The organism is Streptomyces sp. NPDC001787, assembly GCF_040297465.1.
Lineage (GTDB): Bacteria > Actinomycetota > Actinomycetes > Streptomycetales > Streptomycetaceae > Streptomyces.
Map to the genome: position 1 here is coordinate 1 of NZ_JBEOZE010000021.1, position 22,875 is coordinate 22,875.

The window sequence follows — 22,875 nt, forward strand, 5'->3', positions numbered from 1 at the left end:
GCTCAGGCCTCCGGCCTCACGTCCCTCGCTGCCCATGCCGGATCTGGGCGCCGGCGTCTCTGCGGGGGGGTCTACGGGTGTCCCTAGTAGCCGCGCCCCCCCCCCCCTCCGCCGTGCGGCTATGCCCCGTACGCCTTGAAGGCGATCACGTGAGCGTGCCGTGCCCCGTGCGTCGCGTCGACCACGAGCCGCAGCGCGTCGGTGCGGACGGGGCGGCCGTCCGCGGCCCTCAGCTCGTGTACGCGGTGGCGGCGCCGGTTGTCCGTCACCGTCAGAAGTGTGTGCCAGGTGCCGTCGGCGTCGCGGCTCTGGACGCGGTAGTCGCGTACGAGTTCCGGCATGACCTCGTACGGGGTGCGGTGGCGGTGCAGGTTGTTGAGGTACTCGTCGACGTCGTCGTCGAACACCAGGCGCGTCTCGGTGAGTTCCTGCTCCTCTTCCCATTCGAGACGGAGCCACCGAGGGGCGCCCGCCGGCCCGGAGGACCACATGTGCGGGCCGCCGTAGGGGCGTTGGTATCCGCCCACGGCCCGTTCGGGGTGGAACGCGGAGGTGTCGGGGGTCGCGCGGAAGGCGAAGGTCTGGCGGCGCAGTCCGCGGGCCTGCCACTCCAGGACCGGCTGGCCGTCCTCCTCCGGGATGTCGTGGTCGACGGCCGCGTCCCCCTCGGCCTTCCTGCGCAGGGCGAGGACACCGTCGGTGCGTTCGGGGAGGAGGACCAGGGCCGTGTCCGGGCAGGCGCGGACGATGAGGATCGCGTTCCGGGGGGTGTCCGGGTGGTGGTCCAGATGGGCCGTGACCCAGTGGGGGCCGTCCGGCGGGACGGTGACGGTGGTCGTGAGGACGTGGTCGGTGGGGACCGCGTTCTCGGGGTGGCCCGTACCCCACAGTTCCACGGTGAGGTCGCGGGACCGGCCGTCCGGGGCGCCCTGGACGAGGAGGTCGACCGTGTCCAGTGCGGGGTCGACCGGCAGCAGGAGGGCGAGGTCCCGGGTGAGGGGGTACGGGGCGCCGGGCCCGGTCGCGGTGGGTTCGGCGGCCAGGCGGGTCAGTCGGCAGGAGGCGGTGACGCGGGCCGCGCGCGCCAGGTTTCCGGGGTCGTCGTCGGCGAGGCCGATCACGGAGGCGTCCTGGCGCAGCAGGGTGTGGCGTACCAGTTCCGGTCGGCGGGTGGCGAGTTCGCGCGGGGTGAGGCCCTCGGCGACGCAGAGGGCGGCGGCGGTGCCCGCGGCCTCGCCGAGCGTCGCGCAGGTGGCCATGACGCGGGTGGCCCCGAAGGCGATGTGGGTGGCGGAGATGTTGCGCCCGGCGAAGTGGAGGTTCGTGACGTTCGCCGAATACAGGGAGCGCAGCGGGATGTGGAAGATGCCGTCCGCGTAGCGCTGGCGGGCGCCGGGCTCATCCGCGTACATGCCCTGTACGGGGTGGAGGTCCACGGACCAGCCGCCGAAGGCGATCCGGTCGGCGAACTGGCGCTGTTCGAGGATGTCCTGCTGGGTCAGGATGTAGTCACCGACGAAGCGGCGGTACTCGCGCTTGCCGGGGAGACTGCCGACCCATTCCAGGGTGAGGTTCGCCGCGTCGGGGTACTCGCCGGAGTTCTTGATGTGGTCCCAGATGCCCATGATCACGGACTGGAGCTCGTCACGGATGCGCTCGTTGTCGTGGACGGTGTCGAGTTCGCCGCCCCACTCGATCCACCAGTAGTCGCAGCCGTTGTCCCCGGTGCGCAGGACGCGGTTGCGCAGGATGGGCGTGGTCGACAGGTCCTTGGCGCCGGCGGGCGGTACGAACTTCGCCGGCCGGCCCGTGTCCCTGGTGTGGAAGAGGATCGTCGAGCCGAGCAGTGCCCGGTCCGCCTCGGCCGGTGCCCAGGGCTCGTCGAACTCGGCCCGCGCCTCGCGGCCTATCCGGTAGCGGGCGCCGACGAGGTGGCCGAGCAGGCCGTCACCGGTGCAGTCGAGGAACTGGCGCGCGTGGAAGGTGATGCGGCGTTCCGAGCCCATCATCCAGCCGGTGCAGGAGTGCACCTCGCGGTTGTCCTCGGGGCCGCTCGCGTCGGCCTCGCGTACGTCGGTGTTGAGGTAGAGGTCGATGTTCGGTTCGGCGCGGACGGCGTCGAGGACGACCTGGTCCCAGTAGTAGGGGTTGCCCTCGGGGTTGCGGAACTGGTTCTCGGTGTACAGCTCGCCCATGATCCCGGTCTCGCGGGCCCAGCGGTGCACGCCGTGTGCGGTGGCGCCGCAGACCCAGACGCGGATCTCGCTGCTGGCGTTGCCGCCCAGGACGGGCCGGTTGTTGACCAGGGCGACGCGTCGGCCGAGCCGGGCCGCTGCGATGGCCGCGCAGGTCCCCGCCAATCCGCCACCGATCACGGCGATGTCGTAATGGACCTCTTCTTCCCGCACGGTGCGGCCTCCTTGGTGGTGAAGCTCGGATACTCCCCGCCAGAGCGGAGCCGCCTTGAACGTACATCACATCCACATTGTGCAACCACTGTTCAGCCAGTGGGATCCGTTGTAAGTTTCGGTCACGGCCATCGACCTGGCCGTCGCAAGCCGAAGTGCAAGTTCAGAGCAGGTGGGGCAAGTTCGTCGGCGCTGCACAGAACCGGCAAGTCACCGCCCAAAAGGGTTGACGCCATCGCACGATATGGAGAACGATCCCGCATGCTGCAACTTGCATTCACTGGAGCATGGATGGCGTTCACGCAGGGCTCCGGCGCTCCCGCCCCGTTCGAGAGGACACACCCATGAGTACGGCCGCACCTCCCCAGAAGGCGCCCCCGCCCCGTGACCGGACCGGCGGACGGCTCTCCAACGGTGCGTTCGCCCTGCTGCTGACCGCACCGGGACTCGCCCTGTTCGCGGCGATCATCTTCTACCCTCTGCTGTCCGCGCTGTTCACCGGCTTCTTCAAGCAGGACCTGCGACTGCCGGGCCGGGAGTTCGTGGGCCTGGACAACTTCACGTACTGGCTGGACGGCGACTTCCTCACGATCCTCAAGCAGACGCTGACCTTCACCGTCGGCGCGACGCTCGTCCCGTTCGTGTTCGGCTTCGCGCTCGCGCTCGCGCTGAACACCGGCCTCAAGGGCAGCGGCTTCCTGCGCGGCCTGTTCCTGTTTCCCTGGGTGATCCCGGGCGTGGTGGTCTCCTTCCTGTGGATGTGGATCTTCAACGCGAACTACGGGGTGCTGAACGGCGTCCTCATGAAGACCGGGTTCATCGACGAGTCCGTCGCCTGGCTCGGCCAGCCCGGCACCGCGATGATCGCCGTCATCGTCACCAAGACCTGGGCGAGCTTCCCCTGGATGATGGTGATGCTCCTGGCCGGTCTGCAGACCGTGCCCCGGGAGCTGCACGAGGCGGCCTCGATGGACGGGGCGGGCTCGATCCGGCGCTTCTTCGCCGTCACCTGGCCGCAGGTCCGCGGTGTCGCCTCGATCGTTCTGCTGCTGGAGTTCATCTGGAACTTCCAGCACTTCGACACCATCTACGTCCTCACCGGCGGTGGACCGGCCGGTACGACCGAGACGTTCGCGACCGCCGTGTACCAGACCGCCTTCAAGGGCTTCGACATCGGCCGGGCGACCGCACTGGGCGGGCTGTGGATGCTGCTCCTGCTCCTCCTCGTCGCCATCCACCTCAGGATCACCGAGCGGAAGGGCGACGCCTGATGACCTCCACCACCTCGACCCCGCTGTCCGCCGCCGGCCGTCCGCGGCCGTCCGCCGAGCGGGCCGGGCGCACCACACGGCGCCGTATGCGCAAGGATCTGCTGCGCTCGCGCATCGCCGCCTGGAGCGCGGTCGTCGTCATCGGCGCCTTCGGCCTGCTGCCGGTCTACTGGCTGCTCGTCACCGCGCTGAGCACCCCCGAGTCGACCTTCCAGTTCCCGCCGAAGCTGATACCCACCGACCTCACCCTCAGCAACTTCACGGCACTCGCCGAGAACGACCAGCTCATCAAGTACATGGTCAACTCGCTCATCGTGGCCTCGATCACCGCCGTGCTGAGCGTGGTCGTCGCCACATACATGGGTTACTCGTTCTCCAAGTTCCGCTACCGCGGACGCCGGTCGCTGATGCATCTGGTGCTGGCCTCCCAGATGTTCCCCCAGGCCCTTCTGCTGGTGACGCTGTACACCGTGTTCTCCAGCTTCGGCATGCTCAACACGTACACGGCCCTGGTGCTCTCCTTCACCACGTTCACCATGCCGCTGTGCGTCTGGATGCTGAAGGGCATCTTCGACACCATCCCGGACGCCCTGCTGGAGGCCGCGTCCATCGACGGTGCGTCGCGGTGGCGCACACTGCACTCCATCGTGGCGCCGCTGGCCGCGCCGGGGATGATCGCCGCCGGGCTGTTCGCCTTCGTGCGCGGCTGGAACGACTTCATCTTCGCGCTGACCCTGGCCGACAAGGAGAAGCAGACCCTGCCCCCCGGCCTCGTCTCCACCTACATCGGCGAGTTCCAGACCGCCTGGCCCCAGTTGATGGCGGCTTCGCTCATCGTGTCCATCCCGGTGGTCGTCGCCTTCATGTTCCTCCAGCGCTACCTCGTCGGCGGCATGACCGCCGGCTCGGTCAAGAGCTGAACTCGCGGCATCGGCCCGCACCCCTCCCCCACGTACCTCCCCTTCCGCCCACTCCCTCATGGAGAGATCATGACCACCTCTGGCATCAGCCGGCGCGGCGCGCTGCGCATGTTCGGCATCGGCGCGCTCGGTGTGGCCGGCGCCGGTGTGCTCGGCGCGTGCGCGCCGTCCGGCGCGGGCAGCACCTCCAACGGCGGCGACCCGAAGTCCAAGAACTTCGACTTCACCTCCTGGTCGCTCAACGAGGAAGCGGCCAAGCCCTCGATCGAGAAGATCATCGCGGCGTGGGAGAAGGCCGAGAAGTCCAAGATCCGCGCGGTCTCGTACCCGTACAACGAGTATCTGAGCCAGCTCACCCTCAAGCTCGGCGGCGGGGAGACGACGGGTGCGGTGCACCTCGACCTCGCCTGGCTGGCCGCGGTGGCGCAGATGGGCAAGCTCGCCGACCTGGGATCGACGGCGGGCCAGGGCGGCTACACGGACGTGGCGCTGAACAGCGGAAAGTACGACGGCAAGCAGTACGGCCTGCCGTGGAACACCGGATCGATCGGTGTGATCGCCAACTCCCAGCTTCTGGAGAAGGCCGGGATCAAGAAGCACCCCACCACCGTCGAGGAGTTCGAAGCCGCGCTGCGGGAGCTGAAGGGGCTCGGCGGCGGTGTCGTACCGTATGCCGCGGCCACCAAGGTCGCGCAGCTCAAGGACATCTTCCCGTGGATGCAGACCTTCGGCTGCACGCTGCTCGACGGGGGGAAGGTCACGATAGGCGACGACGCCTCGGTCGACGCGGTCACCTGGTACAAGAAGCTGCACGACGAGAAGCTGATCGCCGCCGATGTGGACCGCTTCGACGCGCGCGCCCTGTTCGGGCAGGGCAAGGCGGCCTTCTACGACGACGCCATCATCGGCAAGGGCGTGACCTCCGCCCAGTCCAAGGACAAGACGCTGGCCGACGCCATGCAGCCCATGGAGCGTCCGGTGCTGAAGGCCGGGGACACACCGCAGGCGCTGCTGTGGGGCGGTGTGATCGCGATCGTGAAGGGCAAGGGGCAGGACGCGGCGACCGAGTTCGCGCTGCACACCACCAGCGACCGGGCCACCACGTCCGAGTACTTCGCCGCACGCGCCCTGCCGCCGTCCACCACCGCGGGTCTGGCCGACCCGAAGGTCGCCCAGGACACCTTCACCACGGAGTGGACCGAGAAGATCACCAGAACGGCGACCGGCAACCCGTTCTGGCAGTTCGCGCAGAACGCCCAGATCGAGGAGGCCGTCGCCAAGCAGGTGCAGGCCGTCCTGGTGGGCAAGTCGAAGCCGAAGGACGCGATGAAGCAGGCCGGCGAGGAGGCCGCCGCGCTCATCAAGCGCTGACACAGAGCGCCGTTGTCCGGGCCCGGTGAATGTCGAACGACCCTCGCCGGGCCCTGCTCCGTATCCCGTACGACGACCGCGTCGGCCGGCCCTCGGGCCGCTGCCGTCCGCGTCGACTCCATGCCCGAGCACGCACCCGCGAAGGAGCCCTACCTTGCGACGTCCCACGGCACGCACGTACACCGCCTCGGCCGCGGCCCTGGCCGCCCTGCTCTCACCCGTCACAGCCGCTCGTGCCGACACCGGGCAGAGCACGGCGGCCTCGGCGACGGTGCTGGAGAAGGTCCCGTACGCGATGGACTCGTCGAACCAGGCCGCCTGGTGGACGCCGGTCGCCACGTACAAGGGCCGGGGCCAGTACACGTACTTCGCCTTCAACGAGCCGGGCTCGACGGCCGCCACGCACCGGCCCGCGATCGCGCGGCGCGACCCGGACGGGGTCTGGAGCCTTCTTCCGCTGCGCGACCGGAGCGGGGCACGGGCCGAGTTCCCCGACGACAACGGTCACAACCAGCCCTCCGTGGCGCGGGACGGCAGTGGCCGTCTGCACGTGTTCGCCTCCATGCACGCCGACTCCTGGCGCTATTTCCGCACCGAGGCCCCGGGCGGCGACGTCACCGACCACGCGGCCGAACTGCCCGACCAGGGCAAGGGCATCACCTATCCGATCGTCACCACGGCGCCCAACGGCGATCTGTACCTGGCCGCCCGTGTCGGCGCCGGCGCCGACCAGCGCCCCGGCAAGCTCTATCGCTGGGACAACGCGGCGGCACGCTGGAGTGTGGTCGCCACCTTCGCCGGCTCGCTGAACCGCTCCGTGTATCCCGACGACCTGACGGTGGACGCCGAGGGACGTGTGCATCTGCTGTACGAGTGGGCCAAGGCACCGGCGACCGCGTTCCGCCACAAGCTGTCCTACCTGCGCTACGACCCGGCGACCGGCGACTTCGCCGACAGCACGGGGGCGGCGCTCACCGTCCCGGTGACGCCCGACACCTCCGACGTGATCCAGGAGCTCACCGCGGGCGAGGAGTGGAGCATCGACAACGCGTACACCGGTCCCGCGGTCCAGAGCGCCAAGCTCACCCTCGACGGCTCCGTCCCGAAGGTCGCCTACCGCTACCGCTCGGCCGACAGCGGCGGCGACTTCCGCGTGTACTACTCCTATCCGAGCGGCAGCGACTGGGTCAGCAAGACCGTGTACGCCGGCGGCCAGACCTCGGCCGCCCTCGGCATCACGTGGGACGAGACGGACACCAAGCGGATCTACTACGTGACCGCCTCCGGCACCGACCGGGTCTTCGCCGCGACGCAGTCGGCGGACGGGGCCTGGAGCGCGCAGTCCGCCGCGCCGGGCGTGAGCGCGGACCGGCTCGCGGTGCGGCGGGACTCGGACGGCAACGATGTGCTCTATCTTCCGGACACCGCGCACAACACCCTCTACTACGGCCTCCGTTGACGCCACAGCGCCGCCCGCGCGTCCTGTACGGGGACGAAGCCGTCCCCGTACGGGTGCGCGCGAGCGGTCAGTTCGCGGACCTGCTCGCCAGGTACTCGTCCAGCCCTTCGCCGGTGAGCGGATAGTAGTCGGAGAGCAGGCCGCCCTCGTCGAGGCGGCGGCGTGCGAACGCCTCACGGTCCTGGTGCAGGAGGGAGTCCTCGGCCAGCGGGACCGCGCGGTCCTGCGGTACGACCACGGCTCCGTCCTCGTCGGCCACGATCAGGTCGCCCGGCGTCACCAGGGTGCCTCCGACACCCACCGGCACATTGAAGGCCGAGGGGAAGAGCTCCGTCTGCGAGGCGTAGTGCGGGGTGACTCCGGTGCACCAGACCGGGACGCCGAGGGCCCGGATCCGCGCCGCGTCCCGCACCCGCCCGTCCACGACGATCCCGGCGCCGCCGCGAAGCTTGAAATAACGCACCAGCATGTCGCCGAGACAGCCGGTGAAATGGCTCGCCTGCGCCGAGATCACCAGTACATCGCCGGGTGTGATCGACTCCAGTACCCCCCACAGCGGGGTCTTGCGCTCGATGTCCTCCTGCGCGGCGCCGTTGAAGACGTCCTCGCGCTGTGGCAGGAACTGAAGGGTGACCGCACCACCGGTGACCTTGACGTCCGGTTCCCGGTGCAGCGGCACGGGCCCGTCGATGAAGGTCCGGGTGATGCCCATCTGGTGCAGCTTCGCGCAGGCCGTCGCCGCGCTCACCTCCTTGAGCGCCTCCACCATCCGCCGGGTCGGCCGCCGGAAGGACGAGGTGTGGACCGGCGACCGCATCGACTCGTAGACCGGGGTCTCCCCCGCCGACGGCGTTCCTTGATCCCTGTTCGGGTTCATTCACGTGCCTCTCCGCGCGCTCCCCGCACGCAACGCCAGTGACATCATCGTCTATCGATGGTAGATAACAGCCAATCGATTAGTGCTGTCAATCCGTCAGGAGTCTCCCGTGCCCACTGCACCGAGGCCGCTCGCCCCGGCGGGGGCGGGGGCGTTCCGCGACGGAGAGCGCGGTGTCCGCGAGGACCCGGACCGGGATCCGCGGGACCCCGAATGCCCGCTGCCACCGCGCACTTGGGGGCGCCCGGCCCGTCCGGCCCCGACGGTTCTCCGGCTTCCGGCCGGCGGACCGCGTCGCCGCGCACCGGCAGCGGACGAACGGGAGCAAGCGGTTTCGGCAGCACCCTTGAACATGCGGGGTGCCGCCCATAGCATCAGCAATCGATAGGCGATTGCAATGGACGCCTACCGGGCCCCGACCGCACCGTTCGGACCGTGGCGCCCCTCCCCTTCCGGCCGAACTCGCACGAACACTTACAACGCATCTCAGCTATCGATTATTCACGACTACGCAATGGAGCGTGTCCGATGAGAACCATGTGGCACCGAGCCTCCGCAGTCGCTCTGGCTCCGCTCGTACTGGCCTCCGCGGTCGGCTGCGGGGCGAGCGGGTCCGACGGGGCCGCGGAGGGCACGACTCTCCGCATCATCGTCAACATCTCGCCGAACCTGACGGAGCAGTACTGGAAGGGCCTCTTCGCGAAGTACGAGAAGAGCCATCCCGGCGTGACGGTGAAGCTGGAGCTGACCGGGACGATCTCGGCCAACGCCAAGCTCACCCAGGACCTCGCCGCCGGCGACCCGCCCGACATCGCGCAGCAGATCATCCCGGCACCCGACACGGTCAAACTCTTCGAGGACCTGTCCGACCAGGCCTGGACGAAGGACACACCGCTGGTCGACCAGTACGCCGTCGGGGGCAGGACGTACATGGTCGGCGTGGGCGAGCAGATCCAGTCGCTGGTCTTCTACAACAAGGAGGCCTTCGCGAAGGCGGGCGTGAACGCCTCGCAGATCCGGACGCTGAGTCAGTTCACCGCCGCCATGGGCAGCCTGAAGTCCGCGGGCTACAAGCCGCTGCAGACCGCCGGCCAGTGGGTGACGGGCGGGCAGTTCTCGATGATGGCCGACGCCAGTGTGCTCACCGGGAACCCGCAGTGGATCAAGCAGCGCAACGACGGCGAGGTCTCCTTCGCCGACAGCGGCTATGTGCCGTACCTGAAGCGCTACGAGCAGTGGATCGACAAGGGCTACCTCGACAAGAGCGCGCTGGGTCTGACGTACGCCGACGGGCAGACCGCCTTCCTCAACGGCAAGTCGGCGATGTACATGATGGGTTCCTTCTTCGTGCCCGCGGCGGACGCGGCGAAGAAGAGTGACGGGATCGGTGTCTTCACGATGCCGACCGACGGCGCCTACCCGTCCGGCCAGTTCGGCAACATCTCGAACCCCTACACCGTGGTCAAACAGTCGCGCCACAAGACCGAGGCCATCGACCTCGTGAAGTGGCTGGTCACCGACGAGGAAGCGATCAAGAGCCAGCTCGCCGCCGACGGCAATCTGCGCACGGGCTTCAGCTATCCGATGTCCAGCCTCGGCACCTCGGTGCAGAAGATCCTCGACGGGACACCGTCGGTACTCGTGAAGTCCGGCGAGAACCAGCCGGTCGCCGGGTTCAGCGACGAGCTCAACAAGCAGGTCCAGTCCCTGTACACAGGCACCTCCGCGAAGGATGCCGCGGGCGGATTGGACAAGTGGTGGAACTCGCAGAACTGACGCGGCGGGGGCCGCGCTCCGGCGCCGCCCCGGCGGCCCCCGGCTCCGGCCGCAGGCGGGCCCATGTCCGCGAGGCGGCCGTCACGTTCGGCATGATGGGCCCGGCCGTACTCCTGTACACCGTGCTGACGGTCGTGCCCGTGGGCGTGGCGATCTACCTCAGCTTCACGGACTGGGACGGCTTCTCCACGGCGCAGGTCATCGGGTGGGAGAACTACCAGCACCTCTTCGACGACCCGAGCTCGACGGACGCCTGGTACGTGACCGCGATGATCACCGCGATCGGCACCGCCCTGATGGTCGGCGCGGGCCTGGTGTACGCGCTGATCCTCAAGGGCCGATCGCGTACGAACTCGTTCTTCCGCGCCGTCGCCTACTTCCCGCATGTGATCAGCGCGTTGATCCTCGGCTATCTCTGGGCGGCGATCCTCGGCACGAACGGGGCGGTCAACAACACCCTCGCCACGTTCGGGATGGAGCCGATCGGCTTTCTCTTCGACGAGAAGTTCGCGCTGTACACCCTGATCGGCGTCATCGTGTGGGCCGGATTCGGCTTCAACGTCGTGCTGTTCGTGGCCGCCCTGCAGACCGTCCCGGCCGAGCTCCTGGAGGCCGCGGCGATGGACGGCGCCAGCAGGCGGCAGATCAATCTGCGCATCGTCGTCCCGATGATCGCGCCCGTGATCACCGTGGCGACCGTGCTGAACCTGGTCGGTCTGCTCAGGGCGTACGACATCGTGGTCAGCCTCACCGGCGGAGGTCCGGCCGGCTCCACGCAGACCTTCACCTATCTCATTCTCGCCCGGTCCTTCGAGGGCACCAAGGTCGGTTACGCGACGGCTCAGGCGGTGTTCCTGATGGTCGTCTCCGCCGCGCTCGCCCTCGTCGTGACCGCGCTGCGCAACCGCCAGGACCAAGCTGCGACCGGTTAGGAGCCGATGGTGGTCGTCACTGAACCAAAGGTCCGCGACAGACCGCGGACCGCACCGGCTTCCGCCTCGGAGGTCTCACCGATGGAACAGCGGGAGTCCCGCTCGCCCCTGCGCTGGGCGCTCCTGGGCCTGCTGTTCGTCGTCATGATCGTGCCGGTGTACCTGCTCGTCGTCAACGCCTTCAAGTCGCAGCAGGACATCCTCGACAGCCCGTTCTCCATCCCCCTGAGCGGGATGACCTTCGAGCACATGTCCGCCGCCATCAGCAATCCGCAGTACAACGTCATCGGCGGCTACGGCTTCACGCTGTTCCTCGTCATCACGGTGGACATCCTCTGCATCGCGCTCGCGGGACCGGCGGCCTACGCGATCGCCCGCAGCCTCAAGAAGCGGACGCAGCTGGTACTGCTGTACTTCCTGGCCGGCACGTTCATCCCCGGCGCCGCCGTGATCATTCCGGTGATCTACGTACTGCGCGAGGTCGGTCTCGCCAACACCGTGACCGGTCTGGTCGCGCACGATGTGGCGTCCACGCTGCCGGTCAGCATCTTCCTGTTCGTGGGCTTCATCCGCACGATTCCGGTGGACATCGACCATGCGGCGACGATCGACGGCGCGGGCCGCTACCGGACCTTCTGGACCATCATCTTCCCGCTGATGCGTCCGGCGGTCGTCACCGTTCTGATCCTCAACTCCATCGGGATCTGGAACGACTTCATCTCGCCGCAGATCCTGCTCAGCCCCTCGTCCGGGCACTACACGGTGACCACGGCGATCTACGCCGGCATCAGCCAGTACTCCACCGATCTGACGAAGGTGTTCCCCAACCTTCTGCTCGCCATCGCGCCCGTGATCATCTTCTTCATCTACATGCAGCGCCACATCATCAGCGGTCTGACGGTGGGCGCGGTGAAGGGATGAGCGGGCGGACCGTGTTCCACCGGAGAAGAAAGGACCGTCCAGTGTCGAGGAAATGGTGGCCACGCCCCGGTAGGGGGTCGTGGTCCGCAGCCGCCCTGCTCGCTTCGCTGTCCGTGGTGGCGGCGGCCGTACCGGCCGTCGCGCTTCCGCACAAGTCCCGGGCCGGAGAGGTCTACTACGTCGCTCCTTCGGGCCGGGACTCCAACAAGGGCACCCGCACGGGTCGGGCGTTCCAGCACATCCAGCGGTGTGCCGACGTCATGCAGCCCGGGGACACCTGTCTGATCCAGTCCGGTACGTACGACGAGACGGTCGTTCCGGCCCGGTCGGGCACCGCCGGGCTGCCGATCACCTACCGGGCGGCGCCCGGGGCGAAGGTGACGCTGAGCGGGACCGCGCCGGTGCGCGGCTTCGCACCCGTCACCGGCGCGGACGTCGCGGAGATCGCCAAGAGTGATCCGTACGCCCAGGACTCGGCGTTCAGTGACGCCGTGGCCGCCGGACACGTCTACAGCACGTCCGTCGACCTGGGCTCCGACGTGACCACGGTGCAGGTCTTCACCGACAGGAAGGCGAACATCGAGGCGCAGTGGCCCTACCCGGGGCTCGACCTGCTGGACCCCACGCTGCAGTACGCGGGCGCGGGCAGCGCGGAGGCGACGATCAGGGACGAGGCGCTGACCCGGCCCGCCGGGTACTGGGACGGCGCGCGGGCCCTGACCGGCTACTGGTACGTCTCGGCGACCGGCACCGTGAAGAGTTCCGCCGCCGGCTCGGTGACGCTGGACGCCGCGCCGCCGTGCGTGCACAAGGTCGTACCGAAGGAGACGCGGTACGCCCTCGCCGGGAAGATCGGCGAACTCGCCCGCCCCGGAGAGTGGTTCTACGACCCGGCCGCGAAGCGCCTGTACCTCTACAGCGAGGACAGCCCCGCCGCGCACACCATCGAGGCGAAGACCCGGTCCCTGGCCTTCGACCTGACGGCCGCGAGCCACACCACGGTGGCGGGCGTCGGGCTGTTCGCCTCCACCATCAGGACCGGCCCGACCAGCACGGGCGTGACGCTGGACGGCCTCACCGGTACGTATCTGTCGCACTACACCGACATCACGCGCGGCACGACGGACTGCGGCAGCACGGTGACGCGGGGCGTGGGTGACACGGGCATCGTCCTCGACGGCACGTACAACAGCATCGTGAACAGCGATCTGTCGCTGAGCGCGGGCAACGGCATCGCGCTGCGCGGGCAGAACAACACCGCCACGAACAACGTGATCCACGATGTCGACTACATGGGGACGTACGCGGCGGGCATCGCCGTCCAGGGCAACAGCCAGACGGTCACCCACAACACGATCAGCCGGGTCGGCCGCAGCGGCATCAACCTCCAGTGGAACACCGTGGAGGGCCTCACCCCGGGCAAGGACCTGATCGCGTACAACGACATCTCGGGGTACGCCCGTCTCAGCCTCGACGTCGCCGCGATCTACACCTGCTGCAGCGCCTGGATGATGGGGACGTCCATCGATCACAACGTGCTGCACGATCCGGAGCCGGCCACGACTCTCACCACCTTCGGGATCTCGGGTGTCTACGCCGACAACGGCCAGAGCGACCTGGTGATCGCGAACAACGTGGGCTGGGGCAACCGGGAGGGCACGGTGATGCTCAACGGTCTGGGCACCGGCTCGCACGACAACGGCGTGTACAACAACACGGGTGGGATGACGCTGTTCTACGTCAAGGAACCGGGGCAGTCGACCGGCACGAAGATCTACAACAACATCGGCACCATTCGCGGTCTGGCCGGTGCCACCGACGGCGGGCTCGTCCTCTCGAACAACCTGCCAGGCGAGACCGACCCGCTCTTCGCCGACGCGGCCGGGCACGACTACCGGCTGACCGCCGATTCTCCCGCGCGCCATCAGGCGATCGCGCTGCCGGGCATCAACGACGGCTCGACGGACGCGACGCCCAGCCTCGGCGCGTACCAGTACGGGGCGCCGAAGTGGACGGCGGGCGCGCGCCGCTGACGGCTGTCCCGTCGCGCCTGGCGGATCAGCGCGCGGCGGCGGACGCGGTGCGCCGCAAGGCGGAGAGACATCCGCATACGGGATGCATGCGGATGTTCCGGCAACGCCGCGTGATGCCGCAGCCGTCGTCGCGCGCCCGTCAGGGATGACGGGACGGCGTTGAGCCACGCACGGGCTCGTCGCCCACGACCGCTTCCCCGCGAGAAAGGCCCGAGCACTTCCCCGCGAAAAAGGCCCGAGCCGGATGTCCGGCTCGGGCCTGTGGTGCTGGGGCGGTGCTCACTTCCTGGCCGCGGCCTTGCGCGGCTTCCTCTTCACCTCGCGCGCGTCCGGCACGGGCCCGCGGCCTGCCGCGTGGTCGGCGAACGCCGCGGCCGCCAGCTCGGCGTCCCCGGACCGCAACAGGCCGACGAGCCGGCCGTGCTCCTCGGCCATGGCGCTCCAGTCGCCCTCGAAGAGGGGGTCGGAGATGGCCCGCAGGGTCCGCAGGCTCGGCTCGATGACCTCCCACATCCGGGCCAGGAACGGATTGCCCGAGATCTGGCTGACCACCGTGTGGAACTCGATGTCGGCATCACGGAACCGGCTGACATCATTCGCGGCCACGGCGTCCCGCATCCGCTCGACCAGCGCGTCGAGCTCACGGAGGTGGTCGTCGGTGAGGTGTTCGGTGGCGAGCTGCGCGGCGAGCCGCTCCAGCGGTTCGCGTACCTGCCGGGCGTACTCGGCGTCCTGCTCGGAGATCTCGACGACGAAGTGGCCGCGACGCGGGACGTGCATGAGCAGGCCCTCGCGGGCCAGCCGCTTGACCGCCTCCCGCACCGGGGCCTGGCTCACCCCCAGGCGTCGGGCGATTTCCGACTCGACGACGCGCTCGTTGGGCGCGAGGTCGCCCCCGACGACGGCCTGGCGGAGCAGGTCGTAGACCTGGTCGGAGATCAGAGTCTTGCGGAACCGGTCCTTGTTGGTGGCCAGCGTGGAGACGAATCCAGCCGACGCATTCGATGCCATGAATTCCCAATCCTGCGATGAGGCGAGCCAGTTACGTCATGGTACGCGGTCATCGCCTATCGATGGAATCTCGGTGGGGTGCAAGAGTCGTCAACCCCGAGAATTGACGGATTCCGTACCGTCCGACCGCGCGGCCCGGCCATTTCCGCTGTGACGGCCTCGTGGGCGGGCCGCCGCCTTCATGATCGTTGACCGGATGGCCCGCGTATGCGCTTGCCGGTCCGATCCGCCCGGCCCGGGTGCAACGTCATGCCGCCCCTCCGCAGACGTCGGGCGGGTCCGGTCCACGGCCGTTTTCATCGTCTATCGATCATCGAAGGAATGTGCATCAGGGTGATTCGACGGCTGCCGGCCACGGAGCCCGTACACACGGACGGCGTTCGTGTGCAGTGCCAGCTCGCGCTCGTCCTCCGACAGCCGGTCGAGACCGCGCACGGAGAGCTCAAGCGAATCGGCGCGGCTGCCGCGGGGCAGGCAGATCGGCCAGTCGGAGCCGATGAGGCAGCGGTCGGGGCCGAGCGCGTCCACCGCGCGCCGGACCAGTTCGGCGGTCCGTTCGGGCGGCACGCCGTGCTGCTGGGTGAGCAGGCCGGAGATCTTGACGACCACGTTGGGCGCCGCGGCGGCCCGCTCCAGGTCCCGGTACCACTCCCCCGGGTCCGCACGGAGGTTCGGCGGGTTCCCGAGGTGATCGACGACCACGGTGAGCCCGGGGTACCGGGTGGTCGCCTCGGCCGCGGCGCGCAGCGCCCCGGCACCCAGATTCAGCTCCAGCACCATCCTGGCCGCGGCCAGTTCCGGGACGAGCGCACGGGCCGATTCCGGGGTGTCCCCCCAGCTCGCACCGCCCAGGCGCATGCCGTTCGGCCGGCTGTCGCCGAGATCGTCCAGCAGGGCACGGAAGCGGTGGGGGCCACCGTCGCCGTGGACGTGCAGGTTCGCCACGTACCCCGCGACGAGGTCGGGGCGGCGAAGGCTCCACTCGCGCAGGGCGAGCGTCTCGCCGGCGTCGCCGCGGGACGCCTCGACCAGGATCGCCCCGGCCGCGGCGGGGGCGGGCCCCGAAGCCGCCAGGTCGTCGATGCCGAACGCCCTGTGGTGTACGCCGCCGGGGCGGATCCAGGGGAATCCCGCCGACGGGTCCCACAGGTGGACATGGCAGTCGATCATGGTCGGAATCCTCCTGAGGTGCCGTTCCCGAGTATTGACACGGTGGCTCGCGCCGGTGAGTCTAACCATCGGCTATCGATGGGCGATTGCGAGGGGCGAATGTTCTTGATGTTCAGGGACCAATGGACCAGCGGCTCGAACACAGGGGAAGGAGCGGGTCGATGACGTCCGTCACCGTGACCGGCCCCCGGCTCCGGGCGACCCGCCGCGTCGCCGAGGCGCCCCGATGGGCCACACTCCAGAGGGAGTTGCTCGCCCGTCAGGACAAGGCCTGGCGCCTCTTCGCCGACCGCTACACCGAGGGCGACGGCCGCCTCGTCTTCCGGGACAGCCTCGGCGTGGGCCCGGACGGCCGCGACGGCGTGGACGACTTCTACGAACCGTTCTTCAACTGGCCGACGCTCTACCTCCTCGGCGGCAGCGACGATCTCCTGCCGGCGGCGCGCCGTCACTGGAGCGGCGTATCCGCGCAGCTCACGGAGATGGGCATGCTCCAGGGGGGCATGGAACGCGGCTACGACTGGTTCCACCAGGGCGAGGGCATGCTGCTCTTCTACGGTCTGTGCCTGGCCGACCCCGGTGACCCCCGACTGCGCGAACTGGCGGGCCGTTTCGCCGACTTCTATCTGCCCGGCGGGCCGAACTACGACCCCGAGCACCGGGTGGTGCGCGCACCGCACAACGGATCGGCGGGTCCGCGCCCGGGATTCAGCGACGAGGAACCGTACTTCCCGTGGAGCCTCGCCCTGCACCCGTACGGTCTGCCGCTCGACGGGATGGACGACATCACGTCCTTCGATCAGCTCGTGGCCGACCCCGAGCGCGCCCGCTCCTACGGCCGCGCGATGTGGGACCGGATGGGCCGCGGTGACACGATCGTCAACCTGGCCGCGACCGGACTGGCCACCAACGCCTTCCTCCTCAGCGGTGAGCAGCGGTACGCGGACTGGGTGGCCGAGTACGTCGGCGCATGGCGCGAACGGCTCGACGGACAAGACGTCGTCCCCGACAACGCGGGCCTGAGCGGTACGGTCGGCGAGTATCTGGGCGGCCGGTGGTACGGCGCGCACTACGGCTGGTCATGGCCGCACGGCCTCTCCCCCGTGGGCAGCGCCACGCTCGTCGGAGCCTCGAACGCGGCCCTGCTGACCGGCGACGCGGCTTTCCTCGACCTGGCCCGCAATCCCCTCGACGCCGTACTGCGCCAGGGCGAGCAGCGCGGCGCCGGGGAGCGGGGCACCCTGGGCAAACGCTGGGATCCGCACCTGCGCGCGATGGACGCCGACCGGACCCTGATGGTTCCGCAGCGGCACAACGACTCCGGCTGGTTCGACTTCACCGTGATGCCGGGCCAACTGCCGGTTTCCCTTTGGCACTTCAGCCGGGAGTCGCAGGACCAGGAGCGCATCGAGCGGCTGCGGGCGGGCGCGAGGTGGGACTGGAGGACGGTGCACACCCAGCGGATCAAGGATGAGGCCGGGCACGAGGAGCCGTGGTACGAGTTCCTGCAGGGCCGCAACCCCGGTTTCCCCGAGCGCATGCTGCGCAGCGCCCTGGACTCCTGCGCCGAACGCGTCGAGGCCATCGAGAACGACCCGGTGGACCCGGCCGTCGGCCCGGACATCCTTGACATCCACCACTGGCAGGACCTCAACCCCGTCGTCACCGAGGCGCTGCTGCAACTGACCACCGGCTCCCCCCAGGTCCTCTACAACGGGGGTCTCGCCCATATGCATCTGCGCTACCACGACGCCGCCGGGCAGCGGCCCGGTCTTCCCGCGGACGTCGCGGCACTCGTCTCCGACATCCGCCCCGACCGCACCGTCGTGGAGCTGGTCAACCTCGGTGGCACCGCGCGCTCGCTGGTGGTGCAGGCGGGCTCGTTCGCCGAGCACGTCATGCACACCGCGCAGGTCGACGACGGTCCCGCGCGGGACGTCGGTGGTCCGTACTGCCGCGTGGAACTGCCCGGAGGCACGCAGGTCCGGCTGACCATCACGATGACCCTGCGCGGTGGCCGGCCCACCTGCGACGCCCCGGCCGGGGAGGTGGTGTGATGACCGGCCGGCTGCCCTTCGAGCTGCCCCGTCTGGGGATCGGCACCGCACCGCTGGGCGGCCTCTTCGAGGAGGTGACGGAGGCGGACGCCGCGGCCACGCTGAAGGCCGCGGCCGACGAAGGGATCACCTACTTCGACACGGCACCGCGCTACGGGCACGGCCAGGCCGAGGACAGGCTCGGCCGTCTCCTGGCACCGGCGGGCGTCACCGCGCCGCTGATCTCCACGAAGACGGGCTGGCTGCTGCGACCGCGGCCCGACGGGACGCCCGGCGAGGTGGTCACGGACTGGACGGAGGCCGGTATCCGCGGGTCCCTGGAGTCGAGTCTGGACCGCCTGGGGCGGTCGTCCGTCGACATCCTCTATCTGCACGACGCGGACGACTTCCCGGACGAGGTCCGGCGCACGGCCTATCCGGCACTGCGCCGGCTCCGGGACGAGGGACTGGTACGGGCGATCGGGTTCGGCATGAACCACACTGCGCCGCTCGCCGCGTACGTGGCGGAGTTCGACGTGGACGTCGTGCTCATCGCGGGGCGGTTCTCGCTCCTCGACCACGACGCGCTCGGAACGCTGCTGCCCCTGTGCGCGAAGACCGGCACCTCGGTCGTCGTCGGCGGGGTCTTCAACACCGGTCTGCTCGCGGACCCCTCCCCCGGTGCGATGTTCAACTACCGCCCGGTTCCGGAGCGGGAACTGGTCCGTGCGCGGCGATGCGGACGGCTATGCGCGGAGTTCGATGTTCCGCTCTCCGCGGCAGCCATCCAGTTCCCGTCGCTGCATCCGGCCGTCGGGTCGGTGATCGTGGGCTGCCGGTCGGCCGCGGAGGTCACGGCGAACGCGGCGGGGGCCCGCTGTCCTGTCCCGCCCGAACTGTGGGCGCGACTGGCCGAAGAGGGCTTCGTCCCGCCGGAGTTGGTTCCCGCCCCAGGGCCGGCGGACTCATGAGCAATTGATTCTGCCAGGCCCCGCTCAGCTGTCCGGGCCGTCGGAGTGCCGCTTCCTCAGCCATGGGCCCAATGCGACGAGGGCGGCGGCGCCCGCCACGACGAGGACGCCCGTCACCAGCACGAATGGATTCCTGGGGTTGAGGTCGTCGGCCGCGCTGTCGATGGCGGCATTGGTCGCGTCGTCCTGTGGCGTATCCATGGCCGGTGCTCCTCGCGACGCGCTCGGCGTGCGAGGTGCGGTCCCGGTCGCGCTCGGCGCCGGCGCCCGCTGCGTAGCCGAGGCATCGGACGAAGCCGACGCCGGACGACCGGTCCCGGCCCCGGTCCCGGGCCGCGTGCCCGTGGCCGTACCCGCAGTGGTTCCGGGCCCCGACCCGGAGCCCGTTCCGCCTCCGGTCGCTCCGGAGCCGCTCCCGCCCCCGGTCCCCCCGGCGGAGTTCCCGCCGGTCGCCGTCGCGGTTGCCTGCACCGGCTCGGTGATGGCGAGCGACTGCAGGACCGTGTGCTGCCCGGGTGCCACTGTGCAGGATGCGTGGAGCTGCCCCACGGGGGTCGTGCCGTTGGCACGCTTCGGGGTGAGGCTCAAGGTGAGGTCGCCGACTCTGACCTTCGCGTTGCCCGGTCGGGTGAACGTGAGCGAGGGCGCGGTGCCCTTGGCGGTGACGTCGAACGAACCGGAGGCCGGGACAGCGGTCCGGGGGATCGTCATGGGCACGGCCAGGGGAATGTCGCCCTGCGGTGCGGTCACGGTGGCGGTCCCGTCCAGGGAGCCCTCAACGGTCTTCGCTCCGACCGCGGCGGCCAGCCGCGTGATGCCCGCACTCACTGTCGCCACTCCGTTCAGGGCGGATCGTGGGCTGGCCCTGCCGACCCGGATCGAGTCCGGGATGTCCGAGTCGAGCCGCATCGTCACGGGCTGATTGCCGAGCCCTGAGAACGCGCAGGCGTAGCGCAGGGTGAGCCCGACCGGTTCCGCCGAAGCGGTCGGGGATCCCGTCACCCCCAGGGCGGCGGTCGCCAGCGCCGCCGCGATGCCCAGCGCGGTACAGGCCCCGAATCCCCTCGTGCCGCGTGCTGTTCGGTCCCCGTCGTTCATCAGCGGTCTCCTGTCGCTGTCGTCGGCGTCTCGTGGTGCCCGTGGGCCTCGGCCAGGCGGTCCCGGAGCCGCGCGTGGCGGAACTGATAGACCGCGCCGGCCCGACGCAGCACACCTCGCTCGTAGGCGTCGTCCAGAAAGGCGTTCACTGCCCGCGGAAGCCGCCCGGTCAGGGGCAGCCAGATGCGGACCAGGACGACCCACCGGCCCCAAGCGGTCAACGTGCACGCCCCGATGGCAACCATGACCCCCGTCACGAGCCCGCTCGCCACCCCGAGGGTGGGATTGTTGATGGTCGCGACGACGGTGCCGTACCCGAGGCCGACCGTCAGGCCCATCGCGAGGACCTGGGCGAGCACGGTCGTACGGTTCGTGTTCAGCAGGTCCGACGGGCTGACCGAGGATTTCGTCTCGATGAGAGCCTCGACCCCGGTCATGAGCCCGAGGGTGAGCCCGGCTCCCAGCCCGACCCCGAGCCCGACCAGGGACCATTCCCCGAAGATCAGTACGACCACGAGCCAGGGATGGCCCAGAGCAGTGAAGTAGACCGCCAGTCCGAGGCCGTACACGACCCCGAACACCAGGCCACCCGCGAGGCCACCGCAGATTCTGGGGAGAAGATTCTCTTTCACTCTCTTCGAGCCGCCGCGGATTCGTATGCGCATGCGTGACGGTTCGAATGCGCCGCCGACCCTGAGCTTTGACATGACTCCGTGCAAAAGGCCGAAGGCCAGTCCGAATCCCAGCACATGCAGCAGCAGATTGAAGGCAGTTTCTCGACGTGTCGCGAACCCGGGGGCGAGTGCGAGCACGGTAACTGTCGCGAGCCCGGTCATGACCCCTGAGACGAGCATGCGCGAAGGGAGACTCATGGCCGTTCCCAGCCGCCACCACTCGATGTCGTGGGTGTCGAGTTGTTTCAGGTGCCCGGCGAGGTATCCGAGCCAGTCCTGTGCGCGTTCGGAGCGCCAGGGCCGACGCTTCGTGACAGGCCGGTGGCTGAGGAAACGGGCGTACGCGGTGGGGACGAAGTTGTCCAGGAGATGGTCCTCAAGGGCCTCGCGGGTGCTGAGCTTCTCGTCCGTCAGCAGCCGCACCGGATCACGGCCGGATGAGTAGACGGCGCGGGCGAGCGTGACCATCAGTGGAGTGGTCAGCACAGCGGAGAGGTTGGCGCAGGCCGGTTCGTCGGGGTGGAGGCGCAGCCTGTTCAGGACGTACTCCCACCCGGTCGTGGGGGTGGTGCCCGCTTCGGTGCGGCGGGCTGTGACGGACGCCGGCATCAGGTAGTCGACGGAGTCGTCGAGGGTGAGGTCGGTCAGTTCGATACCGGCGAAGAACATGGGTGTCTTCACGGCGTCTTCGATCTCGGGGCGGCGGCTCGTCATCAGCAACGGCACGGTGGTGGTCGTGAGGTCCCGCAGCGCGTCCTTGTGCAGACCGTCGGCGATCTCGTCGAATCCGTCCAGGATCGCCAGAACGCGGTCGGCGCCGATCAGCGCTTCGGCCCACGTCGTCGCCCCATCGGGCCCGGCCCCGGAGAGAAAGGGATAGTCCCGCTCCAATCGGCCGATCAGCCAGTCCCTCAAAGGGGTGGTGGCCGGATTCCAGGACCCCAGGCTGAAGATCACCGGTACCGGTGCCTCGCCGGTCGGCGTGCGGGCCTCCAGCCGGGCCTTCGCGAAACGACGGATCAGAATGGTCTTCCCCGAACCCGCCCGGCCCAGCACCAGAAGCCTGCCGGGCCTTGTCCCCTCGTAGACAACCGCGAGATCCTCCAATGGACCCTCCAGATCCAGTGGAAGCACAGCCTCCGCCCCGGCCCAGGGACCGAGACCGCTGTGCCGGCCGTCCGCCAACGTCCGTGGCACCGGCCGACAGCGCAAGGGCAGCGGGACCGGATCCCACAACCGCAGTTGCTCCTCCTCGCGCTTCAGGAAGTCGCTGACCCTGTCCGCGAGGAGGTTGGCCTTCCCGGCCACCGAGTTCTCGGCGGGGGGAGCCAGGGGCTCGATGAACAGCCGCGCGTTGTCGCCGGTGTTGATGATGCCGTAGTTGTCGCGCACGTGGACCGACCTGTCGCCGCCCGACCGGACGGAGCCGGGTCCGGGTCCGGGTCCGGTGTGGTCGGGCTGCTGCGGGTCGGTTCCGCCGTTCACCGGTGCAGCGTGTTGTGCGCGCCGTCGCCGGTGGAGATGATCCCGGAGCTGTTCCCGGCCACTGCGACGCTGCGCTCACCCCCGGCCTGAGCGGCGGGACCTTCCGGCAGCAGCGCCGAAAGCTCATCGGCCAGCCCCGGATGCTCTCTGAGCGCGTCCCGCAGGGCGATCCTCAACTCCATGCGCCGCAGGCCGTACACATCCCGGTCCTCGCCCGCCTCGGCCAGGCCGGTGACGGAGGCTTCGACGGCGTCGGCATTGGCACCGCGGTTCATGACCCTGGCGAGCAGCCGTTGCCCCAGCCGCACGGTCGCCCCGGCCGTCTCGTCCCGCGCCGTGGTCAGCACGCCCACACCGTAGGCGACGACGGCCGCTTCAGCCGCCGGCACGATCTGATCGAGCAGCCCATCGATCTCAAGCACAGCATTACCCCCGTCACGCAACCCAGTACAGAATCAAATG

General features: G+C 69.5%; 17 protein-coding genes. 10 read left to right on the forward strand and 7 right to left on the reverse strand.

Features of this window, described 5'->3' with window-relative positions:
* Positions 1–119 precede the first annotated feature (119 nt).
* Complete coding sequence (locus tag ABT170_RS25915) at positions 120–2,408, reverse strand: FAD-dependent oxidoreductase (RefSeq protein ID WP_329941817.1); 2,289 nt, start codon at positions 2,406–2,408, stop codon at positions 120–122.
* A gap of 344 nt (positions 2,409–2,752) precedes the next feature.
* Between ABT170_RS25915 and ABT170_RS25920 the strand changes: the two genes are divergently transcribed.
* The 4 genes from ABT170_RS25920 to ABT170_RS25935 all read left to right on the forward strand — a co-directional run bounded on the left by ABT170_RS25920 (position 2,753) and on the right by ABT170_RS25935 (position 7,429).
* Entirely contained in the window at positions 2,753–3,679 is a 927-nt protein-coding gene (locus ABT170_RS25920; protein ID WP_329941816.1) for a carbohydrate ABC transporter permease, read from the forward strand.
* On the forward strand, positions 3,679–4,599 hold the full coding sequence (locus ABT170_RS25925) for a carbohydrate ABC transporter permease (protein ID WP_329941815.1): 921 nt from the start codon (positions 3,679–3,681) through the stop codon (positions 4,597–4,599). Before ABT170_RS25920 ends, ABT170_RS25925 begins: the two co-directional genes overlap by 1 nt.
* A gap of 69 nt (positions 4,600–4,668) precedes the next feature.
* Positions 4,669–5,970: a sugar ABC transporter substrate-binding protein gene (locus ABT170_RS25930; protein ID WP_351871176.1), complete on the forward strand. Its 1,302-nt coding sequence runs from the start codon at positions 4,669–4,671 to the stop codon at positions 5,968–5,970.
* Between the two features lie 154 nt (positions 5,971–6,124).
* Entirely contained in the window at positions 6,125–7,429 is a 1,305-nt protein-coding gene (locus tag ABT170_RS25935) for a BNR-4 repeat-containing protein (protein WP_329941813.1), read from the forward strand.
* A 67-nt stretch (positions 7,430–7,496) separates the two neighbouring features.
* Here the strand turns inward: ABT170_RS25935 and ABT170_RS25940 are convergent, their stop codons facing one another.
* Positions 7,497–8,306, reverse strand: a complete 810-nt coding sequence (locus tag ABT170_RS25940) for an RraA family protein (protein ID WP_329941812.1) — start codon at positions 8,304–8,306, stop codon at positions 7,497–7,499.
* Positions 8,307–8,834: 528 nt separating this feature from the next.
* Between ABT170_RS25940 and ABT170_RS25945 the strand changes: the two genes are divergently transcribed.
* The 4 genes from ABT170_RS25945 (at position 8,835) to ABT170_RS25960 (ending at position 13,968) form a co-directional block, all read left to right on the forward strand.
* Entirely contained in the window at positions 8,835–10,082 is a 1,248-nt protein-coding gene (locus ABT170_RS25945; RefSeq protein ID WP_351871180.1) for an ABC transporter substrate-binding protein, read from the forward strand.
* A complete protein-coding gene (locus ABT170_RS25950) occupies positions 10,061–11,014 on the forward strand; it encodes a carbohydrate ABC transporter permease (RefSeq protein ID WP_329941810.1) in 954 nt (317 codons plus the stop codon). The genes ABT170_RS25945 and ABT170_RS25950 overlap by 22 nt, the downstream gene beginning before the upstream one ends.
* A gap of 81 nt (positions 11,015–11,095) precedes the next feature.
* Positions 11,096–11,935, forward strand: coding sequence for a carbohydrate ABC transporter permease (locus ABT170_RS25955; RefSeq protein ID WP_329941809.1), 840 nt, complete (start codon positions 11,096–11,098; stop codon positions 11,933–11,935).
* A gap of 41 nt (positions 11,936–11,976) precedes the next feature.
* Positions 11,977–13,968, forward strand: coding sequence for a right-handed parallel beta-helix repeat-containing protein (locus ABT170_RS25960; protein WP_351871185.1), 1,992 nt, complete (start codon positions 11,977–11,979; stop codon positions 13,966–13,968).
* Positions 13,969–14,247: 279 nt separating this feature from the next.
* On the opposite strand, the gene ABT170_RS25965 is transcribed toward ABT170_RS25960, so the two are convergent.
* Both ABT170_RS25965 and ABT170_RS25970 read right to left on the reverse strand, forming a co-directional pair.
* Positions 14,248–14,979 carry a GntR family transcriptional regulator gene (locus tag ABT170_RS25965; protein WP_329941807.1) on the reverse strand — a complete coding sequence of 244 codons (732 nt, stop codon included), beginning with the start codon at positions 14,977–14,979 and terminating at the stop codon, positions 14,248–14,250.
* Positions 14,980–15,282: 303 nt separating this feature from the next.
* A complete protein-coding gene (locus ABT170_RS25970; RefSeq protein WP_329941806.1) occupies positions 15,283–16,149 on the reverse strand; it encodes an amidohydrolase family protein in 867 nt (288 codons plus the stop codon).
* Positions 16,150–16,310: 161 nt separating this feature from the next.
* Between ABT170_RS25970 and ABT170_RS25975 the strand changes: the two genes are divergently transcribed.
* A complete protein-coding gene (locus ABT170_RS25975; protein WP_351871189.1) occupies positions 16,311–18,206 on the forward strand; it encodes a DUF8034 domain-containing protein in 1,896 nt (631 codons plus the stop codon).
* Positions 18,206–19,156 (forward strand): aldo/keto reductase, encoded by a 951-nt coding sequence (locus tag ABT170_RS25980; RefSeq protein WP_351871192.1) that lies wholly within the window; start codon positions 18,206–18,208, stop codon positions 19,154–19,156. Before ABT170_RS25975 ends, ABT170_RS25980 begins: the two co-directional genes overlap by 1 nt.
* A gap of 24 nt (positions 19,157–19,180) precedes the next feature.
* Here the strand turns inward: ABT170_RS25980 and ABT170_RS25985 are convergent, their stop codons facing one another.
* Genes ABT170_RS25985 through ABT170_RS25995 form a run of 3 tightly spaced genes read right to left on the reverse strand, consistent with a single transcriptional unit; the run spans position 19,181 to position 22,835 of the window.
* On the reverse strand, positions 19,181–20,254 hold the full coding sequence (locus ABT170_RS25985) for a DUF6801 domain-containing protein (protein WP_351871195.1): 1,074 nt from the start codon (positions 20,252–20,254) through the stop codon (positions 19,181–19,183).
* Positions 20,254–22,413, reverse strand: coding sequence for an NACHT domain-containing protein (locus ABT170_RS25990; RefSeq protein WP_351871197.1), 2,160 nt, complete (start codon positions 22,411–22,413; stop codon positions 20,254–20,256). The genes ABT170_RS25985 and ABT170_RS25990 overlap by 1 nt, the downstream gene beginning before the upstream one ends.
* Positions 22,410–22,835 (reverse strand): hypothetical protein, encoded by a 426-nt coding sequence (locus ABT170_RS25995; protein WP_329941801.1) that lies wholly within the window; start codon positions 22,833–22,835, stop codon positions 22,410–22,412. The genes ABT170_RS25990 and ABT170_RS25995 overlap by 4 nt, the downstream gene beginning before the upstream one ends.
* Between the last annotated feature and the right edge of the window lie 40 nt (positions 22,836–22,875).